The organism is Psychrobacter sp. AOP22-C1-C5 (assembly GCF_052378885.1).
GTDB lineage: Bacteria > Pseudomonadota > Gammaproteobacteria > Pseudomonadales > Moraxellaceae > Psychrobacter.
This window is the reverse complement of record NZ_JBQSYC010000003.1, coordinates 493652-517488: the sequence shown is the minus strand read 5'-3', so window position 1 is coordinate 517488 and position 23837 is coordinate 493652. Positions and strand designations below refer to the sequence as shown.

Below are 23837 nucleotides of genomic sequence, written 5' to 3'. Positions count from 1 at the left end.
AGTACAAACGTATAGGTCATCACAACTGGCCTATTTTAAATCATGCTACTGCCCTACCTATCTCTGACTTGGCCAGAATTTCTTATGAAATCTACGCATTCCTCCAATTTACCCTTATGGCTGGCAGTCATCCTAACGTCGTCGTTGGTCATTTTTGTCCGTGAGTCAGCCGTGATTATCTGCCAATGGGCAGGTATCGAAAAAGCCGCCAACATCGTCGGACTGGTTGCTATGTTTTTTATCCTAATGACGTGGCGACTGCTCAGAGGTTTGCCTAACTGGCTCACACACGCCAGTAATACCTTATTGGTCGATAGTGGTTTTGCCTTCCTACCCGTTTCCGCTGGGGCAGGCTTATTGTTGTTTGCTTTAGGAGATGAGCTATGGGGCGTGATGATCACAATTTTAATCAGTACGTTGATTCCCCTTTGGGGGCTGGCCATACTTGCCAACCGCTGGTTGAATCACGGTGCTGGTATCGATAGCAGCACGATTAATGAGCAGAAGGGACAGCGTTGAGCTGGGGAGAGATGTCATGATTTTTAATAGCATGTTTATGGCGACCCTTGCGGCGATATTATTGACCTTAGCGGCGCACGTAATCGCTCGAGTACTGGCACGTAAGCTTTCATGGCTGCCAATGGTGATTACCGCCCTTGCACTAGTTCTTGTATTTTTATTCGTTTTGCAGTGGGATTATAATCATTATTATAGTGCTGCCAAGCCTGTATTTGATCATCTTTTAGGATACGTCACCGTACTATTGGCAGTGCCACTAGCAGCGATGAACTTTAAAGGGTTGCCGATTAAAAAGCTTACTTTAATCGTCGTCATTGCGAGTGTCGTCGGTGCTTTATTACCCATGTCATTGGCTTATCTATTGTCGTTGAGTCATGATACGATACTTGCCTTTGCTACGCGGTCAGTCACCACACCCATTGGCCTGAGTGTGGCTGATTTAATCAAAGCCCCACTGGCAATGGCCAATTTGATTATCATTGTTTCAGGACTTATCGGCGGTACTGTCGCGCGCTTTTTGTTTCGCGGTGTTGATGATGACCGCGCCAAAGGCTTGGCACTGGGCTTGGCGGCTCACGCTTTTGGTACGGTAGAAGCATGGCAAATCAGTCATACCGCTGGGCGTTATGCAGCTTTTGGACTGGCGGTAAATGGTCTTGTTACCGCTGTCTGGGTACCTATCTTTATTAGTACGTTTAGCGGTTAAATGAGTAAGATGTCTTGCATAGATGGCATCCTATCCTCTCTTAACCGTTTTACTCAGATGAATGAGAGTCTGAGCCTCAATTTTTGAGTATGGGTAAAATATACAATACCGAAATACCGAAATACCGAAATACCGAAATACCGAAATACCGAAATACCGAAATACCGACGAGTGAGTAAATCAGACTGGTAAAATAAAAAAACAATATCCTATTGATTTATTTACAGTTATTTAAAGGATAATTTTGATATTTAGTGCTTATTTCTATAATTGAATGCGCTGAAAAGTTATTATATGTTATAGTAAGCCACTATTGTTTTTTGTATCTATCGCAAGTGGTTCTTAGTTAGACGTGGTTTTTGCTAGGTCGCTATATCCCTTATGGCTGTAAAACCCTACAAACACAATGACCGCTTAAACGCGCAAACCAACACGCCTATAAGCAAAGCAATTTGCTATTACTCGAGAAAAAGTGATAACCCTATGATAAATCTTGTAACCTTAGTTAATCGCTGCCTGCCTCCTGTTTTATTCACCACTTTCGTTCTCTCTAGCTTTCCCCTTGCTGCTCAAGCGGGCAATATGTATATCTACAAAGACAAAGGCGGACAAGTTCTACTGACCAATGTCAATCCAAGTGGTAACTTTGATAAATTTACCAAAAAAGTCAAAGTCACTTACTATAAAGACTCCAAGATGTATGACGGCAGCGCTAGCAGTAATGACTACGGTAGTAGTGCTGCCAGTAATAGCGGTAGCCGTAATGCTTATGACAGCTATATTCGTGCCTCCGCCCAGCGACATGGCGTGGATCCTGGCCTCATGAAGGCGATGATGCACACCGAATCAGCGTTCAATCCGAATGCACGCTCGCCTGTTGGCGCCCAAGGTCTGATGCAGCTAATGCCAGCAACGGCGCGCCGCTTCAATGTAAGCAATCCTTGGAACCCTGCTGACAATATTGAAGGCTCTGCCAAATATATCGCTTGGCTCATGCGCCGCTTCAACAACAATATTGAACATGCAGTTGCAGGCTATAATGCAGGTGAAGGTAATGTCGACAAATACGGCGGCATCCCTCCTTTTAAAGAAACACGCAACTATGTTCAAAGAGTAATGAGTCGTTATCATAGCTTATATAAGAATGATGTTGGACTTTCAGGTGGTGGCATGAGCGCCAGTAATCAAACGACCAACTCCAATATGAAAGATGGTTTACAAAATGTCAGTTATGGCACCAGTAGCAACATCAATAACGCCAGTTATACCAACTCAGCCTATGCTGCCTTACGCTAACATCAAGGCAAAGCGATCAATTAAATAACCAATATCCAAACATAAAAAAAGCCCGCTAATAAATTAACGGGCTTTTTTTATGTTGGTAGCTTTATCCTATATTGATGATATTAAGAATAAAGCCAAACAGTGAGCATTAAAGCTTAATTAATACTCACCATCATTCCAAGCATATTAACACTTACTTATTTGCCGCTTGTGTGGCAGCAACTTCAGCAGCAAAATCTTCTTGCTTCTTCTCGATGCCTTCGCCAACTTCTAGACGTTTGAAACCAAGTACTTTTACGCCTTCAGATTTTAGTACGTCACCAACTTTTTTCTCGTTGTCCATGACGTATGGCTGACGTAGTAAAGTTACTTCGTCTAGGTACTTACGTAGGCCACCTTCGATCATTTTTTCAACGATGTTGTCAGGCTTACCAGACTCTCTTGCTTTGGCTTCGATGATATCTTTTTCACGTGCTAATACATCAGCAGCAACGTCTTCATCATCTACAGCAACAGGGTTGAACGCTGCGATATGCATGGCAAGGTTTTTGCCAGTGTCAGCATCGCCGCCTTCATAAGATACTACAACGCCGATACGTAGACCGTGACGGTATGAAGCAATATTAGCACCTTCTAGCGTTTCAACACGGCGGATCTGAATGTTTTCACCGATTTTCTGTACAAGTGATACACGTGCTTCTTCAACAGTTTGGCCATCGCCGTAAGGCAATTCAGAGATAGCAGCTACGTCAGTGACGTTGTTTTCTAGCGCAAGATTGGCTACTTTTTCTGCGAAAGCTGTGAAGCTGTCATCTTTTGCAACGAAGTCAGTTTGGCAGTTAACTTCTAACAAGAATGCTTTGTTGTCACCTTGAGCAATGATGATAGCGCCGTCAGCTGCGATATTACCCGCTTTTTTAGCGGCTTTCGCTTGACCAGATTTACGTAGGTTATCAATGGCAACTTCAACATCACCGTTTGATTCTTCCAACGCTTTTTTACATTCCATCATGCCAAGACCAGTACGGTCACGCAATTCTTTTACCATTTTGGCAGATACTTTTACTTCTGTCATAAGAGTTACCTTAGTATTGTTATGTATGGGAGTGCTTAACTTATACTTGATGTTTTTACTGTTTATTTGTGCGATGTCGCTTTTATCTTAATTAAAATACTCATCATCGATCATTGATCATTGTAAGAATACTATATGACCAATACTCACTTATTTACGAGCTATTCATCAATAATAAGGCATGACGAGTAAAACTACATCATGCCTATTATAAGCTTGCTTGTACGCTGTTAATAACCTGACATGGATCATGATAGACGAACTACCATGGTATCCTTATGAGGTCAAACCCTACGGGTCAGCTATTTATTCTGCTGGAGTCGCAGCTTCTTCTGTTTCAGCTGGCGCTTCTTCAGTAGCAGCAGGCTCTTGCTCGGCTTTACCACCAGCTTGAGTTTGAGCGTATTCTTTACCAGCGATGATAGCATCAGCCATAGAAGTTACATACAAAGTCACAGCACGGATTGCATCATCGTTAGCTGGAATGATGTAATCAACGTTATCTGGGCTAGAGTTTGTATCAACGATACCGATAACTGGGATACCCAAGTTTTTGGCTTCTTTGATAGCGATTGCTTCATGATCTACGTCTACAACGAAGATAGCGTCAGGTAGGCCGCCCATATCTTTGATACCGCCCAATGAACGCTCAAGTTTTTCCATATCACGAGTACGCTCTAACGCTTCACGCTTGGTTAGTTTAGCGAAAGTACCATCTTCTGCTTGCTTCTCAAGCTCTTTTAGACGGTTGATTGACTGACGTAGTGTTTTCCAGTTAGTCAACATACCACCTAACCAGCGATGGTCAACATAAGGCATGCCAGCGCGGGTAGCTTGCTCACGTACGATACCGCTTGCAGCGCGTTTAGTACCAACGAACAATACTTTGTTTTTCTTAGCAGCTAAGCCGTTTACGTAAGTCAAAGCTTCGTTAAACGCTTTTACAGTATGCTCTAAGTTAATGATGTGAATCTTGTTACGGGCGCCAAAAATATATGGACCCATTTTTGGATTCCAAAAACGTGTTTGGTGACCAAAGTGAGCGCCAGCTTGTAATAAGTCGCGCATTTCGATTTTGGTTGGATTCTTTGTAGCCATGTGAAAATGTCCTATTGGTTGGGTTATGCCTCCACATCACAAAAACTGCCTATCTAGCGACACGCATCTGCTTACGGTTAATGTTGCTTAAGACCCCACTAACTTTTTGCAAATTAATCAAGTCACCAAACACCCAGCAATTTTTTGCCATGATGTGTGTGTCATTGGTTGGTTTAATGAAAGCTATTATCAGACTTGAAAAAAATGTCCAAATCTAACGATAAAGAAAATGATAAAAATAGCTGTGCTGTATTTTATCATACAATCCATTGAAACCTCTAGCAGTTTATCGCTCTAATGTCATTCGAGTAAGGCCGAAATATAGAAGTATCAAACGATAAAAAAGGCGACACAAATTGTGTCACCTTTTTAAATTTGGCTTCTACGTTTAGTATAGCCGATACTGACTCATCTTAAACAGCGCATGATTCAGTTTTTAGGAAGTTTGCTTTAGATTAAGCGATACAAATTCCGATCACTGCCTTATAACCGCGCCAAGTAAATGGCGTGATATAGCTTTGACGATCTTTTGGCAGATATGACACGCTTGGCGCACCTTCAACGATGTGCGGCGGTGAGATAATGAACTCCGAGCCAAACTCAGTACGAGCGTTACCAGAAATCGTATTGGCCATCTCACCCAGCAGATCTTTCATCATCGTGATTGAAGAGTCAGGCTCTTCCATCATTTTTATGACTTCTCGCAACATGGAGCTTGGCGCACTCACATACACGCACCCTTCAAGCGGCCCCGATATTTTGATAACCCCACTGTAGTCGTAACCAATAGCACTTTTATTGCTGTTTAAGTAGGGGGTATCAATCGCTACTTCTGAGCTATTGATCTGCACAAAAAATGCGTTAATCGAACTAAGAAACACACCCAGCTTTTCTACTTTAACCATAATATATTAATATCCATCTTTATTAAGCGGCAGAATAATTAATCCTGCAAACAGACCACGATCTCGCCAACTTGAGCGTGCCAAGTGATGGGAATGATAAAAGAACGCTCATCGTTTGGCAACACGATGCTTTGCGGCGCCCCTTTGAATACAAATGGTACAGAGATATGAAACTCCGGACCAAACTCATTGCGTGCATTGCCTGCGATTGTATTGGCAACTTCACCCGCCAAATCTATATAGTTTTCTTCACTTTTATCGGTTTCGCCCATGCTATCCAATATAGAAGAGAGTAACGGATGGGTTGCCGAAAAATACACCACGCCTTTTTGCTCACCTGATATACCGATAACACCTGTATAGTCATGAACCTTTGGCTGTTTGTTTTCTAACAGATATGGGGTATCAGCGATAAGCTCTTCTCCCCCAAACTGATTAAAGTAATTACTAATAATGCTCAAAAAAATCTGTAGCTTTTGTTCTTTCATAATGACATCTACTTAAGTCGTTGAATGGTATTAGTCTTGCACCAGCTCATACAAAGCCTCAACAAGCTCTTCTTCTGAGAAGGGTTTGCACAAAAAGCCGCTGGCACCCAACGAAAGCGCTTCGATACCAGTGGATTTATCAGACAAAGCTGATACCACCAAGATACGAACATCAGGATCGATAGCGATGATCTTTTCAATACATTCAAGTCCATCCATTTGCGGCATGGTCAAGTCCATGGTAATCACATGAGGACGATGTATATTGAACTTTTCAATGGCCTGAACACCGCTGGTGGCAGTTGCTACCAGCATGAACTTTCCTGAATCGTATGCGCGCTGAATACGGTTTCTGATAATATTTGAATCATCAACAATCATTAACTTATGCATAACTTATCTATTACCTTTAATGAAGTGCTTGTCGTCCTTGACAATATACCTGCTGTTGTTAATTAAGCTTTAGGTAGTGTAATAATAAATCGCGTCATCTGACCCAGTTCACTATTTACATTAAGCTTGCCATCATACTCTTTCACTTTTGCTTTAATGATGTCAAGACCAACACCGCGGCCGCCATCTTCGTCTGCGTGTTCTTTGGTCGAGAAACCAGAAGAAAACAGGTGTTTCAGTAAGTCATTTTGGCTAAGTAGGCTGGCCTCTTCTGTGCTAAAACGACCTTCTTGACTCAATTTGGTACGGATACTATCGTAATCAATACCTTGACCATCGTCTTGCACTGTCAATACGATGTCTGAACCCGTGTCTTTTATGTCTAAATCAATGGTTCCTACCGCTTTCTTGCCAGTCGCTTGGCGAGCTTCTGGCGCTTCAATACCATGTACCACTGCATTACGTACTAGCTGAATGCTAATCTCTTTGATCGGCTTTTCAAGATGCGCTGGTATCTGCACCTGTGCCAGAGTAGCACTTGTTAGTTGTACTTGCTTGCCTTGTCTTGCTGCAATGTCTTCAGCAAACGATTTATAGAATCCCAACTGATCGTCTGCTACATCACCGCCCAAATCGATGTTTTGACTGCCATCATTATCTAGGCTTACGACATCTTTTGCGATACTATTATGTGCAAGATTATCATTTAATGTAGCCGAGGCTTTTGTAGTGGCAGGCTTAGCGCTCGCTGGTGCTGAACGGTTGATGCGCTCACCCAAGGTTGTAATAGTATTCGATAAGCTGAGCAAGTCATCCAAGTGTACTGCCAATGGCAAGAAATCATTACCTGATAGCTGGCCTTGATTTTGTAAACCGTGTAACTTGTCTTCCGCCTCTGACGCAATTTTGGTAAAGCTGTGCAGTTTTAAGGCAGAAGCTTCGCCCTTTAAGCTATGCATTTCACGATAAATGGCTTTTAGTTTGCCTTCAAGCTCATACTGTGAGCTACCAGGATTTTTCAAGATATTGTTCATCTTCTCGATATGCAACTGAGTATTGGCGATAAACTCATTAATAATCTTCGGGTTTACATTCAAGATAGTGGTTAACATCTCAATCTGCATGTCATTTTCTGAACGTTCTTTTTCTAGGCGCTGCTCTAGATAAACAGCATCAGACACATCGTTAACGTTGACCAAAATACGGGCAATGTCTTTGTTGTCATAAACACGTGAGAATTTGAAATCTAAGAAGCGCTCATTAAGCGTCTTATTACCAGAGGTGTTATGTAGCATAACCTTGTGCAAAGGATTAAGAGAATCTACCAACTTTTCTTTAACGCGCGGATTATAAAGCTGCTCAATAAACTGCTGCGTAGTCTTTAGATCTTTATCAGAAATACGACCGCGTAGGACATTGGTAAAGTTCTCCCCTGCCAAACGATCAGCACCGATAATATCGTTTAGTGCTCGAGAATGCTGCTGTCCAATACGCAAGTCTTTATCAAGTAGGAATAGACCCGTATTTACCGTTTCCATAATTTCTTGAGTTTCACGACGCGCGGCTAGTGCCTCAGCATCTGTCTCACGCAAACGACGTACGAAGAAGAATACGAAGATCAAGAAGTAGGCAAAGATAGCAACAACCCCTAGTGCCTGAATAAGACGAATAGCAGTCGCTTCACGTTTTGCGGTGTTAAACACGTCGTTAGTAAGACTGTCTAAAGAATCGTTAATAAATAGACTCGATGTCTTTGCCTGCTCAACGGCCTGCGTCAACGCATCGGCAGAGGGTACCATAACGTTATCTGCATCTTTAAGATAAGCCTGAATCTTAGGCTCTAAAGCTGCCCATTCTTTATTGGCGGCAGCAATATTTGCCTGTGCATCACTATCAATTTTCGGCAGGTTATAGCTGTTGCCTTCATTGTCAGTAACCTTGCCACCTTGTTCGATAGCAGCAATAGTGCTGGTGATCGAAGCGGTGTTTTGCTCCAAGCGCTCTAACACTCGTTGCATGTGTGGGGAGTTGGTATCCTCACCATAACTTGCATCTAAGTCAAAAAGATCTTTAATTACTGCCTGTGCGCTGTTAGCGACTTGGTTGGTCTGGTCAATTAAAGCTGTGTTTCTTACTAATAAGCTTGAGGTAAAAAACGTAAACGCTAGCAAGGCACCAATCAAAGATAAGAATAGTGCAATTGAAATGATTAGACCTTGATAGCGCTTATTGTCAATATTTGGTGTGGTTGCCATCTTTAGAATTCCTTAGTTCAATTGCTTAGTAGTATCAGAAGCGCTCTTATCAGCAGAGGTATCTGCACTCAACCAACGCTCTTCAATCTTTTTAAAGGTACCATTCGCTTTTAGCTTAGTAATACCTTCATTCACCTGATTGATAAGCTTACTATTGCCTTTCGCCATCAAGATTACTTGCTGAGCGGCTGGATTATCTTGACCTTCATAAGGAACAATTTTGACGTCATACTCTGGGTGGTTTTTTGCCGTATATTGCAAAATAGGCAAATCATGCAATATAGCATCTACCTTGCCTTGTACGAGATCCTCATACATTAAAAAAGGAGTAGTTCTGGTAGTTAAATTACTGTAACTACCCATTGCTTTAAGCTGATCCTCTTGCTTTGTGCCTTCCACAATCCCTACATTCATACCTTGCAAATCTTCTAAACTATCGAGATTCAAATCGCTTTTAGCATACATGATTGCTGCTGGATTAAAAAAGTAAGGGACTGATAAGCCGTATCTTGCGGCTCGGTCATCTTTGTAAGAAATACCTGCAATACCCAAATCTCGGTTGCCTGACTCAACACTGTCAAACAAGTTTTGCCACGTCTCTTTATAGAATTCGACCTTGAATCCTTGTTCTTCGCCAATAGCACGAATGGAGTCAATATCAATGCCCTGCATATTGCCATAATCATCTTGGAACGAAAAAGGAGGCGTTGTACCAGTTGTCGCAACCTTAATAACGGGCGCAGTATCAGGTAGTTTGCTGACAAAGCTGTCTTTATTTTCTGTTACTGATGTACCAGCAGCGCCAGCATTTTCTTGAGTGGAGTTATTACCGCACCCAAATAATCCAACACTCAATATGATTGGTAGTACTCGATATAACTGCTTCATGATGTACCCTTTAAGCTCAACGTTGTTCCAAAATTCAGTGAATGACATTCTAGTGAGGTGAAGTAATATCTTCACAACATTTAATTACAGAAAGTTACGTAGGATAATACTTCTCTAACTTTGTTATTGCAATAATTATGTTTGGTTGTTACAAAGAATTTGCCCTATATAGCAAAAAAAGCTGAAATTTGGCGTTTATAAACTACTATTTTCGTTAAATATATAAATTTAATCAGAAAATGTTAGAGAGCTATATAAATATGTGAGACATAAAAAAAGCACTTATACAGAGTCAATGTATAAATGCTTTTCAAATAGGGCGTAAAAATATTAGCGGCTTTTAGTTATTCTGCATCATCTAAATTTAAAGTACGGTCTATTTTCCAGACTAAAAAAGTACCTAAGCTCATCAACGCAAACATGGCAATACCAATTTTGAGTACGGGGTTAACTGGAAACAGATTCAATAATAAACCGCCGAAAATACCAACTGAAAACATGAGTGAGCCTTGTAGCGCACTTGCCATACCAGCGCGACGTTTTTGAAAAGCAAGCGCAATCGCAGAAGCATTTGGCTGAGTCAAACCCAGACCTGCAATACAAAAGAAAATGCAGGCGAGCACCAATGGCAACCACGCATCTGTACCTAAGAAAAGACCAATAACGAACAGCACACCTGCAGAAATAACCTGCATCATCGCACCAAAACGCAAAATACTTAAAATCCGAAAACGATTGGTGAGCCATTGGTTTAATTGGGTGAGCGCCACAAAGCCTGCTGCATTCATGCCAAAGAGCCAGCCAAAATGCGTCGCTGATACGCCGTAAGTATCCATAATCAACTCAGAAGCTGAGCTAATATAGACAAACATCGCACCCATTAGTAGCCCGCCACCAATCGCTGGATAATTAAAGGTTGGGTCTTTTAACAAATCCCAATATTGACTCAGAACTTCTCTGGCAGGACGCACATTGCGATTTTCTTCAGTCAAGGTTTCAAAAAAGAAAAACTTGGTGAGTAACAAATTCAACGTACCAAAAGCTGCTAAAAACCAAAAAATAGAGTGCCAGCTAAAAAACTGTAAAAATACCGCTCCAAGCGAGGGCGCTAATATCGGTGCCAAGCCCATTACCAAAATCATAATAGAAAAAGCTTTTGCCGTTTGTTTGGCCGTTAAACGATCACGAATAGCAGCACGCGTCACCACTGCCCCCACACAAGCGCCAAGTGCCTGCATTGTCCGTCCGACAAACAACACATACTCATTATTAGTCGTTGCACAAATGATCGAGGCAATCACATATAATGTCATACCGATGTACAAAGGCTTCACTCGGCCTACCCGATCACTAAAGGGCCCATAAAATAGCTGACCGAACACCAAACCTAAAAAGTACGCAGGAACAGAGTTGGCCATAAAGGCAGTTGATACTCCAAAGTCATCGGCCATGGAAGGCAGCGCTGGCAAATACATGTCGATGGACAATGGCCCTACCGCTACGATAAGTCCAAGCATCATGATCCATGCAACAGGCAAATCAGCCGATCGCACTCGCTCAGAGGCGATGGGTCTATTGGGTAGGGAGGATTTTGGAGCAGACATATTCAGACCATTTTATATAGTGATTGTTTTATTATTCATGCGTTCTTACCTATCGATGTTCATTCGCTGTTAAAAGTGACCGCCATACATGATAAGACAACGTTACTTTTATATAGGTGCGCGTATATCGACAAGCAGACAATGCTATATTGCACTATACGCCTGTATTTCAATGTTTATATGACATTAACAAAACAAATCCTAACAATTATCGATTCCATGCGTTAAAAGATTAATTGGTTGTAGTGAAAATCTATTAGCGAAACTGACGCTTGGCAAAAGCGGTACTGGCTTGTTTGGCTTTTCTCAAGGCAAGCTTACGGTTACGACCGAGCATCATCTTAAGCTGCCATATTTTTTCTTTATATAAGGTAGTTGTCGATTGCTGATACATGGCATTGACGATTCGCTTACTCGCCAGCACAGCATCAGGGGAGCGCTCTGCAAATTCAGCGGCAAGCTTTTGTGCGTGTTCAAGTGGGGTGTCACTGCAATGACTGACCAGACCCAGCTCTCTGCCTTCAGTAGCGTCAATCATACGCGCACTCATTGCCAGCTCTTTTAGAGTATCTTCTCGCACCACTCCAAAGGCAGATTGAGTCAGTCCCATGTCTGGTACTAAACCCCATTTGGCTTCCATAATAGACAATTTGCAATCAGGATGACTAATACGCACATCGCACGCCAGCGCCAATTGTAGTCCGGCGCCAATACAATGACCTTCTAGGACAGCAATGACAGGTACTGGTAAATCGCGCCATACAAGACACACTCGTTGGAATGAGCTCTGACATGGCTTGATCAGCTCCCAAAGCGCAAATGCTTGGTTCTTTGGATGATTCAAATCGCTCAGATCAATACCTGCACAAAATGTCCCGTCTGCCCCTTTTAAAATGACTGCTCGTATCGTTCTGTCTTTAGCGATGTGACCTGCTACTGCAATCAGCTCATCCATTAACTGGAAGCTCATGGCATTTTTTTTGTTTGGACGATTTAAAGTAACCGTGAGTATCTGGTTAGTGATACTTACTTGTAATGTCTCATATTGGTAAGTGGCAATCGCGTTCATAATCGTCCTTATTAAAGAATAAATATCGTGTTGTTAATAGCAATATTATCAGGCTTACCCTTATCCCACCGCGGCAATCATTGACTGCCACGTTATTACTCATAAGCCCTCTATAAACGCAACTTTTTACAGGATAATAAAAAAACAGCGTTGCTCCATTCTAAATGAAAGAATGTAAACCTTTATAACGTGCTGTTAGGCCACTTTTGGCTACTAGGCCTAGGTAAACAAAAACTGCGAGTTTATATCATCTTCCATGTCATGTCGTTTTCACTCAAACGGTGATAATTGAGCTGAGGGTAAGTAGACAAATCCAGCGTTTGCAAATTGTTCAATGCCGTTAAGAGCGCTACATAATAAGGCTCAAGCATAGCAAACTGGGCAGGTGTGGTATGTTGCAGATTCAACAAACACTTATCTTCCAAGTCTTGACTGGCTTGTCGCAATTGCGGAACACCTGTGTAACGACTGCCCCCCAATATACGATGAGCTATTTGTGCCAGCATATGACGGTCACGGTTGTCCCAAGCTTGGGTCAAAGCCTGTTTTTCATCATTAATGGTATCAAGCATCATGATAATAAGCTTGGCTGCCAGATCAGGTTTGTTCGCTGAACGAGTAAGCGCGTCTTGCCAATCCAAAATATCTAAGGAATGGCTATCATCAACCCTTGGATAATGATGACTTGGATGATGACTACCTAAGTTTATTTTTTCTTGTTCATAAAGGGCTGACCCCATACTTGCTGTGCTTCCTTCATTGGCACTGTCCAGAGTATCTTTTGATGAATATAGTGATGAAGTAGCGCCCTGTTTGTGTAAGCGTAAGCTCTCATAACGTGGCTGGGTTTCGCGCGGCGTCTCTCGTCTATAATCCTCACGTGGCTGGCTATCGCGTAAGTAATCATCACGAATTTTTTTCAGTGATAAGGGACGCGTGAGTTTGCGCTGATTCGCCATATCAGGCACACCTTCCATACGGTTTTCATCACCTTTAATAATTGGATACGCCATCATCGTAGAATCTGATGGCCATGTCGAATAGTCATCAACATTTTGGCTTTGCGCAGGATTTTCTTGCAGATCCATGCCTTGTAAAGTGGTATCGGGCAATGCCGTTAATTGCGGCGTGGTCGTCGTACGTCCAAGCCATTTTTGTAATACTTGTAGCAACTGTGGCTGACTAATGGGCTTACCTACATAGTCATTGATGCCGCTTGCGATGAGCTTGTCACGCTCGTCCGCCAAGCCATGCGCGGTCAAAGCAATAATGGGCACACGGTTATCATCACTTTCGATATTACGAATTTGTCTTGCGGCCTCATGTCCTGACATACGCGGCATCTGAATATCCATAAATATTAGATCAATGTTACTCTTATCCTGAACCGTTCCTTTATCTTCGCTACTGGAATCTTCAGTATAAAGCGCACTATTTGATTTTTTGCTGATCTCATCACGAGCTTCAGCTTTGGAGAGCTGGGTTTTATTCGAAAGACTGCGCTTGTCACTCTTGGCTGTTTTGAGATTTTTGGTTTGTTGCTTGCTAATAATTTCAATAGCATCAAAACCACTACTCGCGGTGATAACCTGAATGCCAAGCTCGCTAAGTAAAGCATCAAGCACCAATAGATTGGGCAAATGATCATCCACTGCCAGTACCGTCACCCCCTTCCAGCGTGGTTCTTGCATACTATTTGGCACACTACGGTTTTGGGTATCGAGCATGGCGTAGAGCTGCCTTTTGTCCAGCGGCTCATACAGTATGTTAGCGTGATAACGGTTTAACAGAGCTTGGTCAGCGGCAACTTGATAACCAAATACCGCAAGCTTGCCTTGATAATGCAAACGAATCTGTTTGAGGAGCGCCATCATATCGTCTTGGGTGTCATCATCGACGATGACCCAGTCCCAATAGTTACCTCGCTCTTTTAAAGACTCAAGGACACCCGGTAACGAGTTGGCTTGGGTCAGTTTAATCGGTAAGTACTGCAAGCTGGCCTTGAGCACTTGAATAGAAGCAGTATGATTGATCCATACCAGTACATTGAACTCATCGGTGTCACTTGCAAGCGGTGCCAAAACTGGCAGCTCTATCGTCTGACCTGTAGCAGCTTCCAACACATCGACATGCGCTGGCATGCGAAACCAAAACGTCGCACCCTGATTGGCAATGTTTTCTTGAGCATTGTCATGAAAACCAATGTCGCCGCCCATCAGTCGGGTCAATTGCTTGGAGATGACCAATCCCAATCCTGTACCGCCATATTGACGGGTAATTGATGGATCACCTTGGCTAAAGCTTTGAAACAGCATTTTTTGATCGGCCAAAGAAATTCCTTTACCGCTGTCTTGCACGCTAATCATCAAATAGTTGTCGCGGTGATCGTCTAGGCTAACGCGCACGACCACATCGCCACTGTCAGTAAACTTAATCGCATTGCCAACAATATTGGTCAATACTTGCTTGAGCCTCAGGGCATCACCATTGATACGCATCGGCACATCGTTATAAAACAACACCGCCATGCGCAGACCTTTTTCTGCGGAAACAGGTGAGAGCATATCGACCACATCATAGATGGTGTCATAAAGATCAAACTCGTGACGATCAAGCACCAATTTGCCGGCTTCAATTTTAGAAAAATCCAAAACATCATTCACCAGTGCCAGTAAGTGTGCCGAGGACTTACGTATGGTTTGTACATATAAGTCTTGTTCTGGATTCAATTCACCATGACGTGCTAATAGGTTGATAAAGCCATCGATACTGTTTAGGGGCGTGCGCAGCTCATGGCTGATGTTGGCCAAAAACGCGGATTTGGCTTGGCTGGTTGAGATAGCGGCATCGCGCGCATTACGAATAGAGATGTTTTGCATCTCCATCTCATCGAAAGCAAGTCGCAAATCATCTTCAGTTTGCTCAGCGTGATCTTTCAGTTCTTGAAAGCTTCTGTGCAACCGGCGCAAGGTTTTGACCAAGTCTTGCTGCAACAAATTCAGCTCACCATCTGACTCCACCGGAATAGGCTGATACAAATTGTCGACATGGGTGCGTTGCAGCTGCAAACGTAGCTCATAAATGGGCGCAATCCAACGCTTTGAATAGATGTTTAGGCTGAGTAATAAAATAAGAATGGTGAACAAACCAGTAATTACCAGTGCCATGGCAATACGATAACGCGCAATATAAAGCGGTTCATTGTCCATATCCACTAGCAACCACAGCCTTCGCCCTTCAAAGTCTCCTAACACACTGCCATAAGCCGTACCGATCGCCGTTGGCTTTTGCGACACAAAATTCTCTTTTACATCTGAGCCGATATCTAGCGGCGGCCACTCTTCATTTAGCCCATAGCCGACCGCCATAAGTACTTCATTGTTCTCATTAATAATCGCAATACGCTGTACGTGTTGCTCTGACTGCATACGACCCAGCTTATCTCGAATGCCTTCAAGCTTGGTTGCCGCGGTCTCATCTGCAGCGGCCTCGCTATCTGTTTGTTGGCGTTGTTCTTGCTCTAATAGTTCAGGAACCAACTCGGCAATTGCTGGAGCATGGCGAATCAATACGGCTTCAGCCAATACCTCTTGTTCTGAATTGCTGGCACGCATGGTTTCATAAAAAACCAAAATACCGCCGACAGCTGCTAGTACACAGATTGGCAAAAACACCAATATGATGAGCTGACCATACGCACTACTGGTATCAAAACGTTTTTTGTATGCCATGCTCGCTTTACTCTCTACTGGGATTTGTGCTATCTATAAATAACAGAGATAGATTGCTTTTATTTATAAGCAAATGCTAAATAATTCAGGCATTTTAACAGTATTTATGAACGCCGATACTGTCATCGCACATCGTTGCTGACAAACGAGATCGCTCAAATATATTTTAGCTGGCTTGCTATTTTTAGACCCTACTCATTTATTAAAATTTCTGGATGCCATCAGCGTAGCCAAAAACAAAATGATATAATGACGCAACTTATTCCTTGTCGGTATTTTTTTGTGAAACTCATAATATAATTACTTACTAAATCAAAAGCTTACGCCGATAGTCACTTTATTAAATTATTTACTCAAAAACCAGAATTATATTTGAAAAATAAACCGTCATTTGAAAATCAATTTTGCAAACCAATAAGGATACCTTATGTCCGCTACGGCCATGTCAAACGCCAACTTTATCACTCAAGTCACTGTCCTCGCCGATTGCGTTGGCCAGACGCCGTTGGTTAAATTGCAACGCTTGCCTGAGCAAGCACCAATAACCAATGGTGCTGTACTACTAGCCAAACTTGAAGGGAATAATCCAGCTGGCTCTGTCAAGGACCGTCCTGCTTTCAATATGATTTATCAAGCAGAACAGCGCGGTGATATAAAGCCTGGTGACATGTTGATCGAAGCCACCAGTGGTAATACAGGCATTGCCTTGGCTATGGTTGCAGCCATGCGTGGCTATCCAATCACCCTATTGATGCCAACCAATTCGACTCAAGAGCGCAAAGACGCCATGATTGCTTATGGAGCAACTTTAATCGAAGTCGATGAAGGCATGGAAGCAGCACGCGATTTGGCATTGCAAATGCAAGCAAATGGCGAAGGTGTCGTTTTAGATCAGTTTAACAACCCTGATAACAGCCAAGCGCATTACCTAACTACAGGCCCTGAACTATGGACACAAACGGACGGTAAAATCACTCATTTTATCAGCTCAATGGGTACGACAGGCACTATTACGGGTGTCTCACGCTATCTTAAAGAGCAAAATCCAGACATCAAAGTTATCGGTCTGCAACCAGATGAAGAGGCTTCTATTGCTGGTATTCGTCGCTGGCCTGCCGCTTATATGCCGGGCATCTTTGACGCAGATTTGGTCGATGAGGTTATGGATGTCGATCAGCATACTGCAGAAATCTATATGCGTAAACTGGCCAAAAACGAAGGTATTTTCGCAGGCGTCTCTTCAGGAGCAGCTGCATGGGCTGCGATACAAGTGGCTAAAGAAAACCCTGACGCTGTCATCGCTTTTATCGTTTGCGATCGCGGCGATCGTTACTTATCAACAGGTCTGTATAGTGTTAATGACAGTCATGTCGATGATGGTAAAGAAGTTAATTAACGTACAGAACGCCGTTCAGTTTAGTTGGTTCAATCAGGAATCCTTATGCCACAAGCCCTACCATCCGACCCTATATTGGTCTTTGATATCGAGACTGTCGCTGATATCCAAGCAGCGCGCCGTATCTACCCACAATTGGCGGATCTCAATGATTCAGATACGCTAAGCGCGTTGACCGCGATACGCACACAAGAAGCGGGACACGACTTTATGCGCTTGCCGTTGCAGCGTATTGTTTGTATTTCCGCGTTGTATATCAAGGATGGCAACTTATCATTATTTTCTTTGACTGCCGATAAGTTTAGTGAAAAAGACATACTTGCTAAGTTTTTTCGAGCATTTAGTGATCTTGAAAAACTGCCTCAGCTCATCAGTTGGAACGGCTCGGGTTTTGACATTCCTGTATTGATATATCGCGCTATGCAATATGATTTGTCAGCGCCATGGTTGTTTGAAGAAGGCGAACGCATCAAAAACATGCGTTTTAACAATTACGTCAATCGCTTCCATACGCGTCATCTTGATTTGATGGACAGATTCAGCCAGTACGGTGCTAGCCGCCGCGAAGCCATGGACGTGGTTGCCAGCTTATACGGATTGCCCGGTAAGACAGATGTCGATGGCAGCATGGTAGGCGATCTTGTCAACAATGAGGATTGGCAGACGCTGTCTATCTATTGTGAGTCTGACGTCATGAATACTTGGCTGATATATCTGCGTTGGTTGCGTCTAACAGGACAGTTGTCCTCACCAGACTTTGAGGCGTGGCAGCAACAAAGTTATGATTATTTGGCAAAATATACCCAAGCAGATGGCAGTGCACGTCATCAAGATTTCATTGCTGATTGGTCATTTACGCCTAAATCTTAACAGACCATATTTTAAACAATCGCTTTCATACTTATTTTTTAATTATTTATCATTTATTACTAAGGCAGGTTTATGCAACCCACCGATTCAAAAACGTCTACAACACTTGATGCTCCTCAAACATCCAATGACAACCAAACCATTGCGATTCCCCCTAATAAGAAAAAGTCTAAACCCTCATCGAAGACGCGTCGTCGTCTAAAAGATGCAGAGCCTCTACCTTTTACTATTGATGGTTTGTCACATGATGGTCGCGGCGTGGCAGTATATGGCAATGGTTTTGGTGTAGCGGATGGCCATGTCGAAGACAAACATGGCAAAAAAGTGTTTGTGAGCTTTGCTTTGCCGGGTGAAAGTGCGGTGGTCAGGTTGACCAACGTTCGTAATAGTTTTGAAGAAGGCGATGCCATTAGTATCACTGCCAATCCAAACCCTGAGCGTGCTGTACCACCCTGCCCGCATTTTGGCGTTTGCGGTGGTTGTAATTTGCAGCACTGGGCACCTGAAGGACAAATCAATTTTAAACAATCTGTATTGGCTGAAATGCTTTTGCATCAAGCCAACATAGCGCCCGATCATTGGCTTGAACCAGTCGTTGGTGATCGTCTAGGCTATCGTACCAAAGCCCGATTGGGCGTACGTTATGTCGTCAAAAAAGAAACTGCCTTGGTTGGCTTTCGTGAGCGCTCAAGTAATTTCTTAGCGGAATTGAATGAGTGCCATATCTTAGATCCGCGTATTGGTTTTGAGATTGAGAACTTAAAAGCGCTGATTGGCAGCCTAGAGAGCCGTGACAAGATTGCTCAACTCGAATTGGCAATGGGTGAGAAAATCTCTGAACTACCCGACGGCGATCAACCTGTTGCCCTGATTGTACGCAATTTAGAGCCGTTGTCAGACGCTGATGTCGATAAGCTAAAGGTATTCTTTGCTGCTCGCAATTGGCAATTATACTTACAGTCTAAAGGCGTTGATAGCATCCAGCGTATTGCCTTGACGGATGCGGACGATATGAGCCAGCAATTCGGACGTTTGTATTATCAATTGCTAGAATATGACCTTACTTTTGAGTTTATTCCTACTGACTTTACTCAAGTAAACTTATCTGTCAATCGTCAGATGACAAAGCTTGCTTGTGACTTGTTGGATTTAAAAGCGGGCGAACGCGTACTGGATTTATTTAGCGGTCTTGGTAACTTTAGCTTGCCATTGGCGCGACTCGTTGGCGAGACAGGGTCGGTTGTCGGCGTTGAAGGTAGCGAAGCGATGACCGCACGTGCAGCAGATAATGCACGTCGCAATGGCATCAATAATACTGAGTTTTACAGTCAAGATTTGACACAAGATTGCACTGATAAACCTTGGGCCAATCAAGGCTTTGATGCATTATTGATTGATCCGCCACGTTCTGGCGCGTGGGAAATTATGCAATATCTACCTAAATTTAATGCTGAACGAATCGTTTATGTGTCTTGCAACCCGGCCACACTTGCTCGCGATACAAAAGCGTTATTAGAGCAAGGTTACCGCTTGACTCACGCTGGCGTGATGGACATGTTCTGCCATACAGGCCATGTTGAATCCATCGCACGTTTTGAAAAAATAGCTGTTTAACACTTACTTATTTAACCAAATCCTTCGAAGTAGTAAATGGCCGTTTTTTCAATAACTTATGCTTAATCAAAACCTTGGTTAAGCATGACTAATAAATGACGGCTATTTATCTTATTCACAACAGACATTACACATAGCCTCGCTTGATTTGTCATCTTAAAATGAGATAATAATAAACAATCTTCCTATATTTGTTTAGTCAAAGCATAGTGAATGTTTATACTCATAGCTTTATATACTGCACACGCATTTTATAACTGCTAAAAATAGAGATTTTTAGCAGTTATATTGATTTATGGTTGATGTTTTTTAGTATTCATAAATCGAAAGTATGTACATAATAGATGAAGTTATATTTAATTCAGGATAGCTAAGAGGAGTCGGCTATGGTAAAAATTCGTGAAGGATTGCCACTAGTGGATGGACAGACCACACAGGCCGATAGTGCAGCGCTTGCGGCACAACTGGTGGCGAGCCAACGCTCTCATCAGTCTGCGAACAGCTATGCCCAAATCCCGCTCGATATCAAATACCAGCTGTCTACCAATAAGCTACATACCACGTTTGATCGCTCAGCCTTGCACTCTTTTCACAGTCACGATTTACGACTCGAAAATGGGTATGACGATAATCCCTTTTTAAGCAAAAACAGTGCCCTTTCAGAAAAAGAGCTTGAGACGATAGATTTAGATCAAGTAAATATTGATGTTCCTACTTGGTTAGACAATGTCGCCAAGCGTATCGGACAAGAGTCAGTACCCAACTTAAGCGCTGCTTGTGAGTTTATTCGCAATCATATGAATACCAGTAAATCTGAGCGTTCAGGCGCTTATGTGACTGGTATCGGCATGACTGACATATTGACCTATCTTTATCAAGACGAAGATGCCCTTGTCGCTGCCATGCTATATCGAAGCGCCCGTAAATCAGTTATCAGCCTGGCTGATATAGAAAAAAACTTCGGTGCGGACATATCCACCTTAGTTAAAGATACTCTGGCCATGGGGCAGCTATCTGAGATTATCGAGAGTAATAAACGCTTAGAAGACCACTTTGTTAATAACCAACGCGACCAGCTGTCTAATATTTATAGCATGCTCATCTCTGTCACCAACGACGTGCGCGTGGTGCTCATTAAGCTTGCTGAACGTACCTTTGCCATGCGTGAACTGACTTTTTCTAATGAAGAGCGTCAAAGCCGCGTGGCACGTGAAGTCATGACTATTTATGCTCCTTTAGCCCATCGCTTGGGCATTGCGCAGCTGAAATGGGAACTTGAAGATTTAGCATTTCGTTATCTTGCGCCTGAGCGCTACAAAGAGATTGCTAAACTGTTGTCGGAGAAGCGTAGTGAACGTGAATCCTACATTCAACGGGTGCAAGATAAGTTGAATGAAGCGTTGGCGGAAGCCAACATCGAAGGTGAAGTCTCGGGGCGCGTCAAACACATCTATTCTATCTATCGAAAAATGAAGCTCAAAGGCTTATCGTTCGATCAGCTTTATGACATTCGTGCTTTGCGAGTATTGGTCACCAATCCTTCGGACTGCTATCACGTGCTCGGATTGGTACACGGTTTATGGCGTTATATTCCTGAACAGTTCGATGATTATCTCACTAATCCTAAGTCCAATGGTTATCGCTCCCTACATACAGCTGTTATCGCCGAAAATAAGTCTCTTGAAATACAAATTCGTACTCATGAAATGCATTTTGAGGCCGAGCTTGGCATGTGCGCGCATGTCAACTATAAAGAAGGCCTGAAAAATAAAAAAGACAACTATCTTAATCAAAGAATCAGCTCTCTACGTCAGCTCTTATCTATCAACAATGAAACGCGAAATCAGCCACGCTCGTCTTTATTAACAGGCGAAGATATAGATGATATGGGCTTTGACGAAGAAGAACAGCTTGTCGATTTTGATGAGCTTGAACGTATTTATATCTTTAGCCGCGACGGTGACATTACTGAATTACCAAAAGGCGCGACCGTTCTTGATTTTGCTTATTACGTACATACGCAAGTTGGCAATCGCGCCCAAGCCGCTCGAGTCAATCAGCGCTATGTGCCGCTGACCTATCAGCTCAAAACTGGCGAACAAGTTGAAATCATTACCAAAGCCTCACGCGAGCCAAACCGCGACTGGCTAGTCGCTTCGCTTGGTTATATACATACTAACCGCGCTCGCTCGAAACTGCGGCAATGGTTCAACAAACAAGACCGTGATAAAAATATCGAAATTGGTCGGCATATGCTTAGTAAAGAGCTTGAACGATTGTCAGTGCATCCAAACAGTATTGATTTAAACGACTATACTCAGCATTTTAATGTCAATAATACTGATGATATTATCGTTGGATTGGTTACGGGCGAGATTGGTCTCAACCAATTGACCAGCCATATTTCTCGTCAGCTACATTTAGAGCCTGAAAAACCACCAGAAGATTTTGTCCTAAGCATAGATACCAGAGATGTCGGCAAACTCGATGCTTATAAAATCCGTATTGATGGACTGGATAACATCGAGATCAATCTAGCAGGCTGCTGCCATCCTGTACATGGGGAGCCAATTGCTGGCTATATCACCTTGTCACGCGGGGTTAGCGTCCACAATCGTGGTTGTCCTGAGTATTTGCGACTTATCGAGCGCGACCCTGAGCGTGAGATAGCAGCGGCTTGGCGGGTTCAATCTGGGCGCTATCAACCAGTAGATATTCATGTAGAAGCGTACGACAGACGTGGATTGTTGCGTGATTTGACACAAATTATCGACAAAGAGAATGTTAATATTCGTCAGGTTGAGACATTAAGTAATGACGACAATATTGCCTTCTTAAAGTTTCATATTGAAGTATCAGGACTGGCACATTTATCTAAGTTGCTAGCCAAACTAGAGCAACAGCATGGTATCTTGCATGCCCGGCGTGCCGTTGCTTAAATATAAAACTGAGCGAAAATACATTCATTAAACAATAGAGTCATTATAAAATATCATGCCTGAATTGCCCGAAGTCGAAACAACGAAAACCAGCCTTGAACCATTATTAGGGCAACGTATTACTGATATTAGAGTATTTCAACCAAAGCTGCGCTGGGCGATGCCGGACGACTTGGATACGCTAGTCGATTATGTATTGGACAGCGTTGAGCGCAGAGCAAAATATCTGATACTCAATTTTTCACCTTTGCTGCCTGGTCCAGTTAATTCTGTTAATACCGCCTTTCAAACTGACCTACTGGCGCCGCGACAACTATTGATTCATTTGGGAATGTCAGGCAGTCTACAGCAGCATAGCTATGGCACTGACAAGCGCAAGCACGATCATCTGATGATTGAATTTAGTGACATCAACAATAAAAAATCGCAGCTACACTATTATGATCCAAGACGGTTTGGCTCAGTGTTATGGTATAAAGACTATGGAAATAAATTATTAGATCATCTTGGTCCTGAACCTCTTTCAGATGAATTTACGGCAGACTATTTATATCATTTTATTCAACGTACAAGCATAGCCGATAAGAACAAATCGAATAAACGACTTCAGCCTATCGCGCGCCCTATTAAATCAGTCATTATGGAACAGCAAGTTGTGGTTGGCGTTGGCAATATTTATGCCACAGAAAGTTTATATCTTTCAGGTATCAATCCCGCGACTCCTGCTCATCAATTGTCTTATGATCAGATAGCAGTGTTGGTTGGACATATTAAAGTCATTTTAAATAAGGCTATTAAACTGGGTGGTTCAACTTTACGAGACTTCACAGTTGCTGATGGTCAAACCGGTTATTTTCAACAGACGCTGAATGTCTATGGCAGACAAGGTGAAGCATGTTTGCAGTGTGATACAGTGCTTGAAAATATTAAATTAAATGGTCGAGCAAGTGTTTACTGCGCTAAGTGTCAACCTCTCCTTTAAATGCTATACAGACTTAAAACG

Annotated in this window: 18 protein-coding genes; 8 read left to right on the top strand and 10 right to left on the bottom strand. The window is 42.8% G+C overall.

Annotated elements, in window-relative coordinates; translation table 11 throughout:
• Positions 1–84: 84 nt before the first annotated feature.
• From ACT3TH_RS06935 to ACT3TH_RS06925, 3 genes are all read left to right on the top strand, one after another.
• On the top strand, positions 85–519 hold the full coding sequence (locus ACT3TH_RS06935) for a CidA/LrgA family protein (RefSeq protein ID WP_444755109.1): 435 nt from the start codon (positions 85–87) through the stop codon (positions 517–519).
• Between the two features lie 16 nt (positions 520–535).
• Positions 536–1225 carry an LrgB family protein gene (locus ACT3TH_RS06930; RefSeq protein ID WP_444755108.1) on the top strand — a complete coding sequence of 230 codons (690 nt, stop codon included), beginning with the start codon at positions 536–538 and terminating at the stop codon, positions 1223–1225.
• 483 nt (positions 1226–1708) lie between these two features.
• On the top strand, positions 1709–2521 hold the full coding sequence (locus ACT3TH_RS06925; RefSeq protein ID WP_444755107.1) for a lytic transglycosylase domain-containing protein: 813 nt from the start codon (positions 1709–1711) through the stop codon (positions 2519–2521).
• Between the two features lie 181 nt (positions 2522–2702).
• Here the strand turns inward: ACT3TH_RS06925 and tsf are convergent, their stop codons facing one another.
• From tsf to ACT3TH_RS06875, 10 genes are all read right to left on the bottom strand, one after another.
• Entirely contained in the window at positions 2703–3584 is an 882-nt protein-coding gene (gene tsf / locus ACT3TH_RS06920; protein WP_444755106.1) for a translation elongation factor Ts, read from the bottom strand.
• A gap of 306 nt (positions 3585–3890) precedes the next feature.
• Positions 3891–4682, bottom strand: a complete 792-nt coding sequence (gene rpsB / locus ACT3TH_RS06915) for a 30S ribosomal protein S2 (RefSeq protein ID WP_444755105.1) — start codon at positions 4680–4682, stop codon at positions 3891–3893.
• A 455-nt stretch (positions 4683–5137) separates the two neighbouring features.
• Complete coding sequence (locus tag ACT3TH_RS06910) at positions 5138–5587, bottom strand: chemotaxis protein CheX (RefSeq protein WP_444755104.1); 450 nt, start codon at positions 5585–5587, stop codon at positions 5138–5140.
• A gap of 38 nt (positions 5588–5625) precedes the next feature.
• Positions 5626–6075 (bottom strand): chemotaxis protein CheX, encoded by a 450-nt coding sequence (locus ACT3TH_RS06905; RefSeq protein WP_444755103.1) that lies wholly within the window; start codon positions 6073–6075, stop codon positions 5626–5628.
• Positions 6076–6105: 30 nt separating this feature from the next.
• Complete coding sequence (locus tag ACT3TH_RS06900; protein WP_444755102.1) at positions 6106–6468, bottom strand: response regulator; 363 nt, start codon at positions 6466–6468, stop codon at positions 6106–6108.
• 62 nt (positions 6469–6530) lie between these two features.
• On the bottom strand, positions 6531–8723 hold the full coding sequence (locus ACT3TH_RS06895; RefSeq protein ID WP_444755101.1) for an ATP-binding protein: 2193 nt from the start codon (positions 8721–8723) through the stop codon (positions 6531–6533).
• Between the two features lie 12 nt (positions 8724–8735).
• A complete protein-coding gene (locus ACT3TH_RS06890) occupies positions 8736–9611 on the bottom strand; it encodes a transporter substrate-binding domain-containing protein (protein ID WP_444755100.1) in 876 nt (291 codons plus the stop codon).
• A gap of 344 nt (positions 9612–9955) precedes the next feature.
• Positions 9956–11215: a multidrug effflux MFS transporter gene (locus tag ACT3TH_RS06885; protein ID WP_444755099.1), complete on the bottom strand. Its 1260-nt coding sequence runs from the start codon at positions 11213–11215 to the stop codon at positions 9956–9958.
• Positions 11216–11471: 256 nt separating this feature from the next.
• Entirely contained in the window at positions 11472–12284 is an 813-nt protein-coding gene (locus ACT3TH_RS06880; protein ID WP_444755098.1) for a crotonase/enoyl-CoA hydratase family protein, read from the bottom strand.
• Between the two features lie 242 nt (positions 12285–12526).
• Positions 12527–16015: an ATP-binding protein gene (locus tag ACT3TH_RS06875; RefSeq protein WP_444755097.1), complete on the bottom strand. Its 3489-nt coding sequence runs from the start codon at positions 16013–16015 to the stop codon at positions 12527–12529.
• Between the two features lie 442 nt (positions 16016–16457).
• Between ACT3TH_RS06875 and cysM the strand changes: the two genes are divergently transcribed.
• The 5 genes from cysM to mutM all read left to right on the top strand — a co-directional run bounded on the left by cysM (position 16458) and on the right by mutM (position 23816).
• Positions 16458–17411, top strand: a complete 954-nt coding sequence (gene cysM / locus ACT3TH_RS06870) for a cysteine synthase CysM (protein ID WP_444755126.1) — start codon at positions 16458–16460, stop codon at positions 17409–17411.
• 45 nt (positions 17412–17456) lie between these two features.
• Positions 17457–18281, top strand: coding sequence for a 3'-5' exonuclease (locus ACT3TH_RS06865; RefSeq protein WP_444755096.1), 825 nt, complete (start codon positions 17457–17459; stop codon positions 18279–18281).
• Positions 18282–18353: 72 nt separating this feature from the next.
• Entirely contained in the window at positions 18354–19895 is a 1542-nt protein-coding gene (gene rlmD, locus ACT3TH_RS06860) for a 23S rRNA (uracil(1939)-C(5))-methyltransferase RlmD (protein WP_444755095.1), read from the top strand.
• Positions 19896–20281: 386 nt separating this feature from the next.
• Positions 20282–22834, top strand: coding sequence for a RelA/SpoT family protein (locus tag ACT3TH_RS06855; protein WP_444755094.1), 2553 nt, complete (start codon positions 20282–20284; stop codon positions 22832–22834).
• 55 nt (positions 22835–22889) lie between these two features.
• Positions 22890–23816, top strand: coding sequence for a bifunctional DNA-formamidopyrimidine glycosylase/DNA-(apurinic or apyrimidinic site) lyase (gene mutM, locus ACT3TH_RS06850; protein ID WP_444755093.1), 927 nt, complete (start codon positions 22890–22892; stop codon positions 23814–23816).
• The last annotated feature ends 21 nt before the right edge of the window (positions 23817–23837 follow it).

Bases quoted from the DNA above. Each gene is read 5' to 3' on its own strand.
- ACT3TH_RS06935 (WP_444755109.1), top strand. From the start codon at position 85: ATGAAATCTACGCATTCCTCCAATTTACCCTTATGGCTGGCAGTCATC.
- ACT3TH_RS06930 (WP_444755108.1), top strand. From the start codon at position 536: ATGATTTTTAATAGCATGTTTATGGCGACCCTTGCGGCGATATTATTG.
- ACT3TH_RS06925 (WP_444755107.1), top strand. From the start codon at position 1,709: ATGATAAATCTTGTAACCTTAGTTAATCGCTGCCTGCCTCCTGTTTTA.
- tsf (WP_444755106.1), bottom strand. From the start codon at position 3,584: ATGACAGAAGTAAAAGTATCTGCCAAAATGGTAAAAGAATTGCGTGAC.
- rpsB (WP_444755105.1), bottom strand. From the start codon at position 4,682: ATGGCTACAAAGAATCCAACCAAAATCGAAATGCGCGACTTATTACAA.
- ACT3TH_RS06910 (WP_444755104.1), bottom strand. From the start codon at position 5,587: ATGGTTAAAGTAGAAAAGCTGGGTGTGTTTCTTAGTTCGATTAACGCA.
- ACT3TH_RS06905 (WP_444755103.1), bottom strand. From the start codon at position 6,075: ATGAAAGAACAAAAGCTACAGATTTTTTTGAGCATTATTAGTAATTAC.
- ACT3TH_RS06900 (WP_444755102.1), bottom strand. From the start codon at position 6,468: ATGCATAAGTTAATGATTGTTGATGATTCAAATATTATCAGAAACCGT.
- ACT3TH_RS06895 (WP_444755101.1), bottom strand. From the start codon at position 8,723: ATGGCAACCACACCAAATATTGACAATAAGCGCTATCAAGGTCTAATC.
- ACT3TH_RS06890 (WP_444755100.1), bottom strand. From the start codon at position 9,611: ATGAAGCAGTTATATCGAGTACTACCAATCATATTGAGTGTTGGATTA.
- ACT3TH_RS06885 (WP_444755099.1), bottom strand. From the start codon at position 11,215: ATGTCTGCTCCAAAATCCTCCCTACCCAATAGACCCATCGCCTCTGAG.
- ACT3TH_RS06880 (WP_444755098.1), bottom strand. From the start codon at position 12,284: ATGAACGCGATTGCCACTTACCAATATGAGACATTACAAGTAAGTATC.
- ACT3TH_RS06875 (WP_444755097.1), bottom strand. From the start codon at position 16,015: ATGGCATACAAAAAACGTTTTGATACCAGTAGTGCGTATGGTCAGCTC.
- cysM (WP_444755126.1), top strand. From the start codon at position 16,458: ATGTCAAACGCCAACTTTATCACTCAAGTCACTGTCCTCGCCGATTGC.
- ACT3TH_RS06865 (WP_444755096.1), top strand. From the start codon at position 17,457: ATGCCACAAGCCCTACCATCCGACCCTATATTGGTCTTTGATATCGAG.
- rlmD (WP_444755095.1), top strand. From the start codon at position 18,354: ATGCAACCCACCGATTCAAAAACGTCTACAACACTTGATGCTCCTCAA.
- ACT3TH_RS06855 (WP_444755094.1), top strand. From the start codon at position 20,282: ATGGTAAAAATTCGTGAAGGATTGCCACTAGTGGATGGACAGACCACA.
- mutM (WP_444755093.1), top strand. From the start codon at position 22,890: ATGCCTGAATTGCCCGAAGTCGAAACAACGAAAACCAGCCTTGAACCA.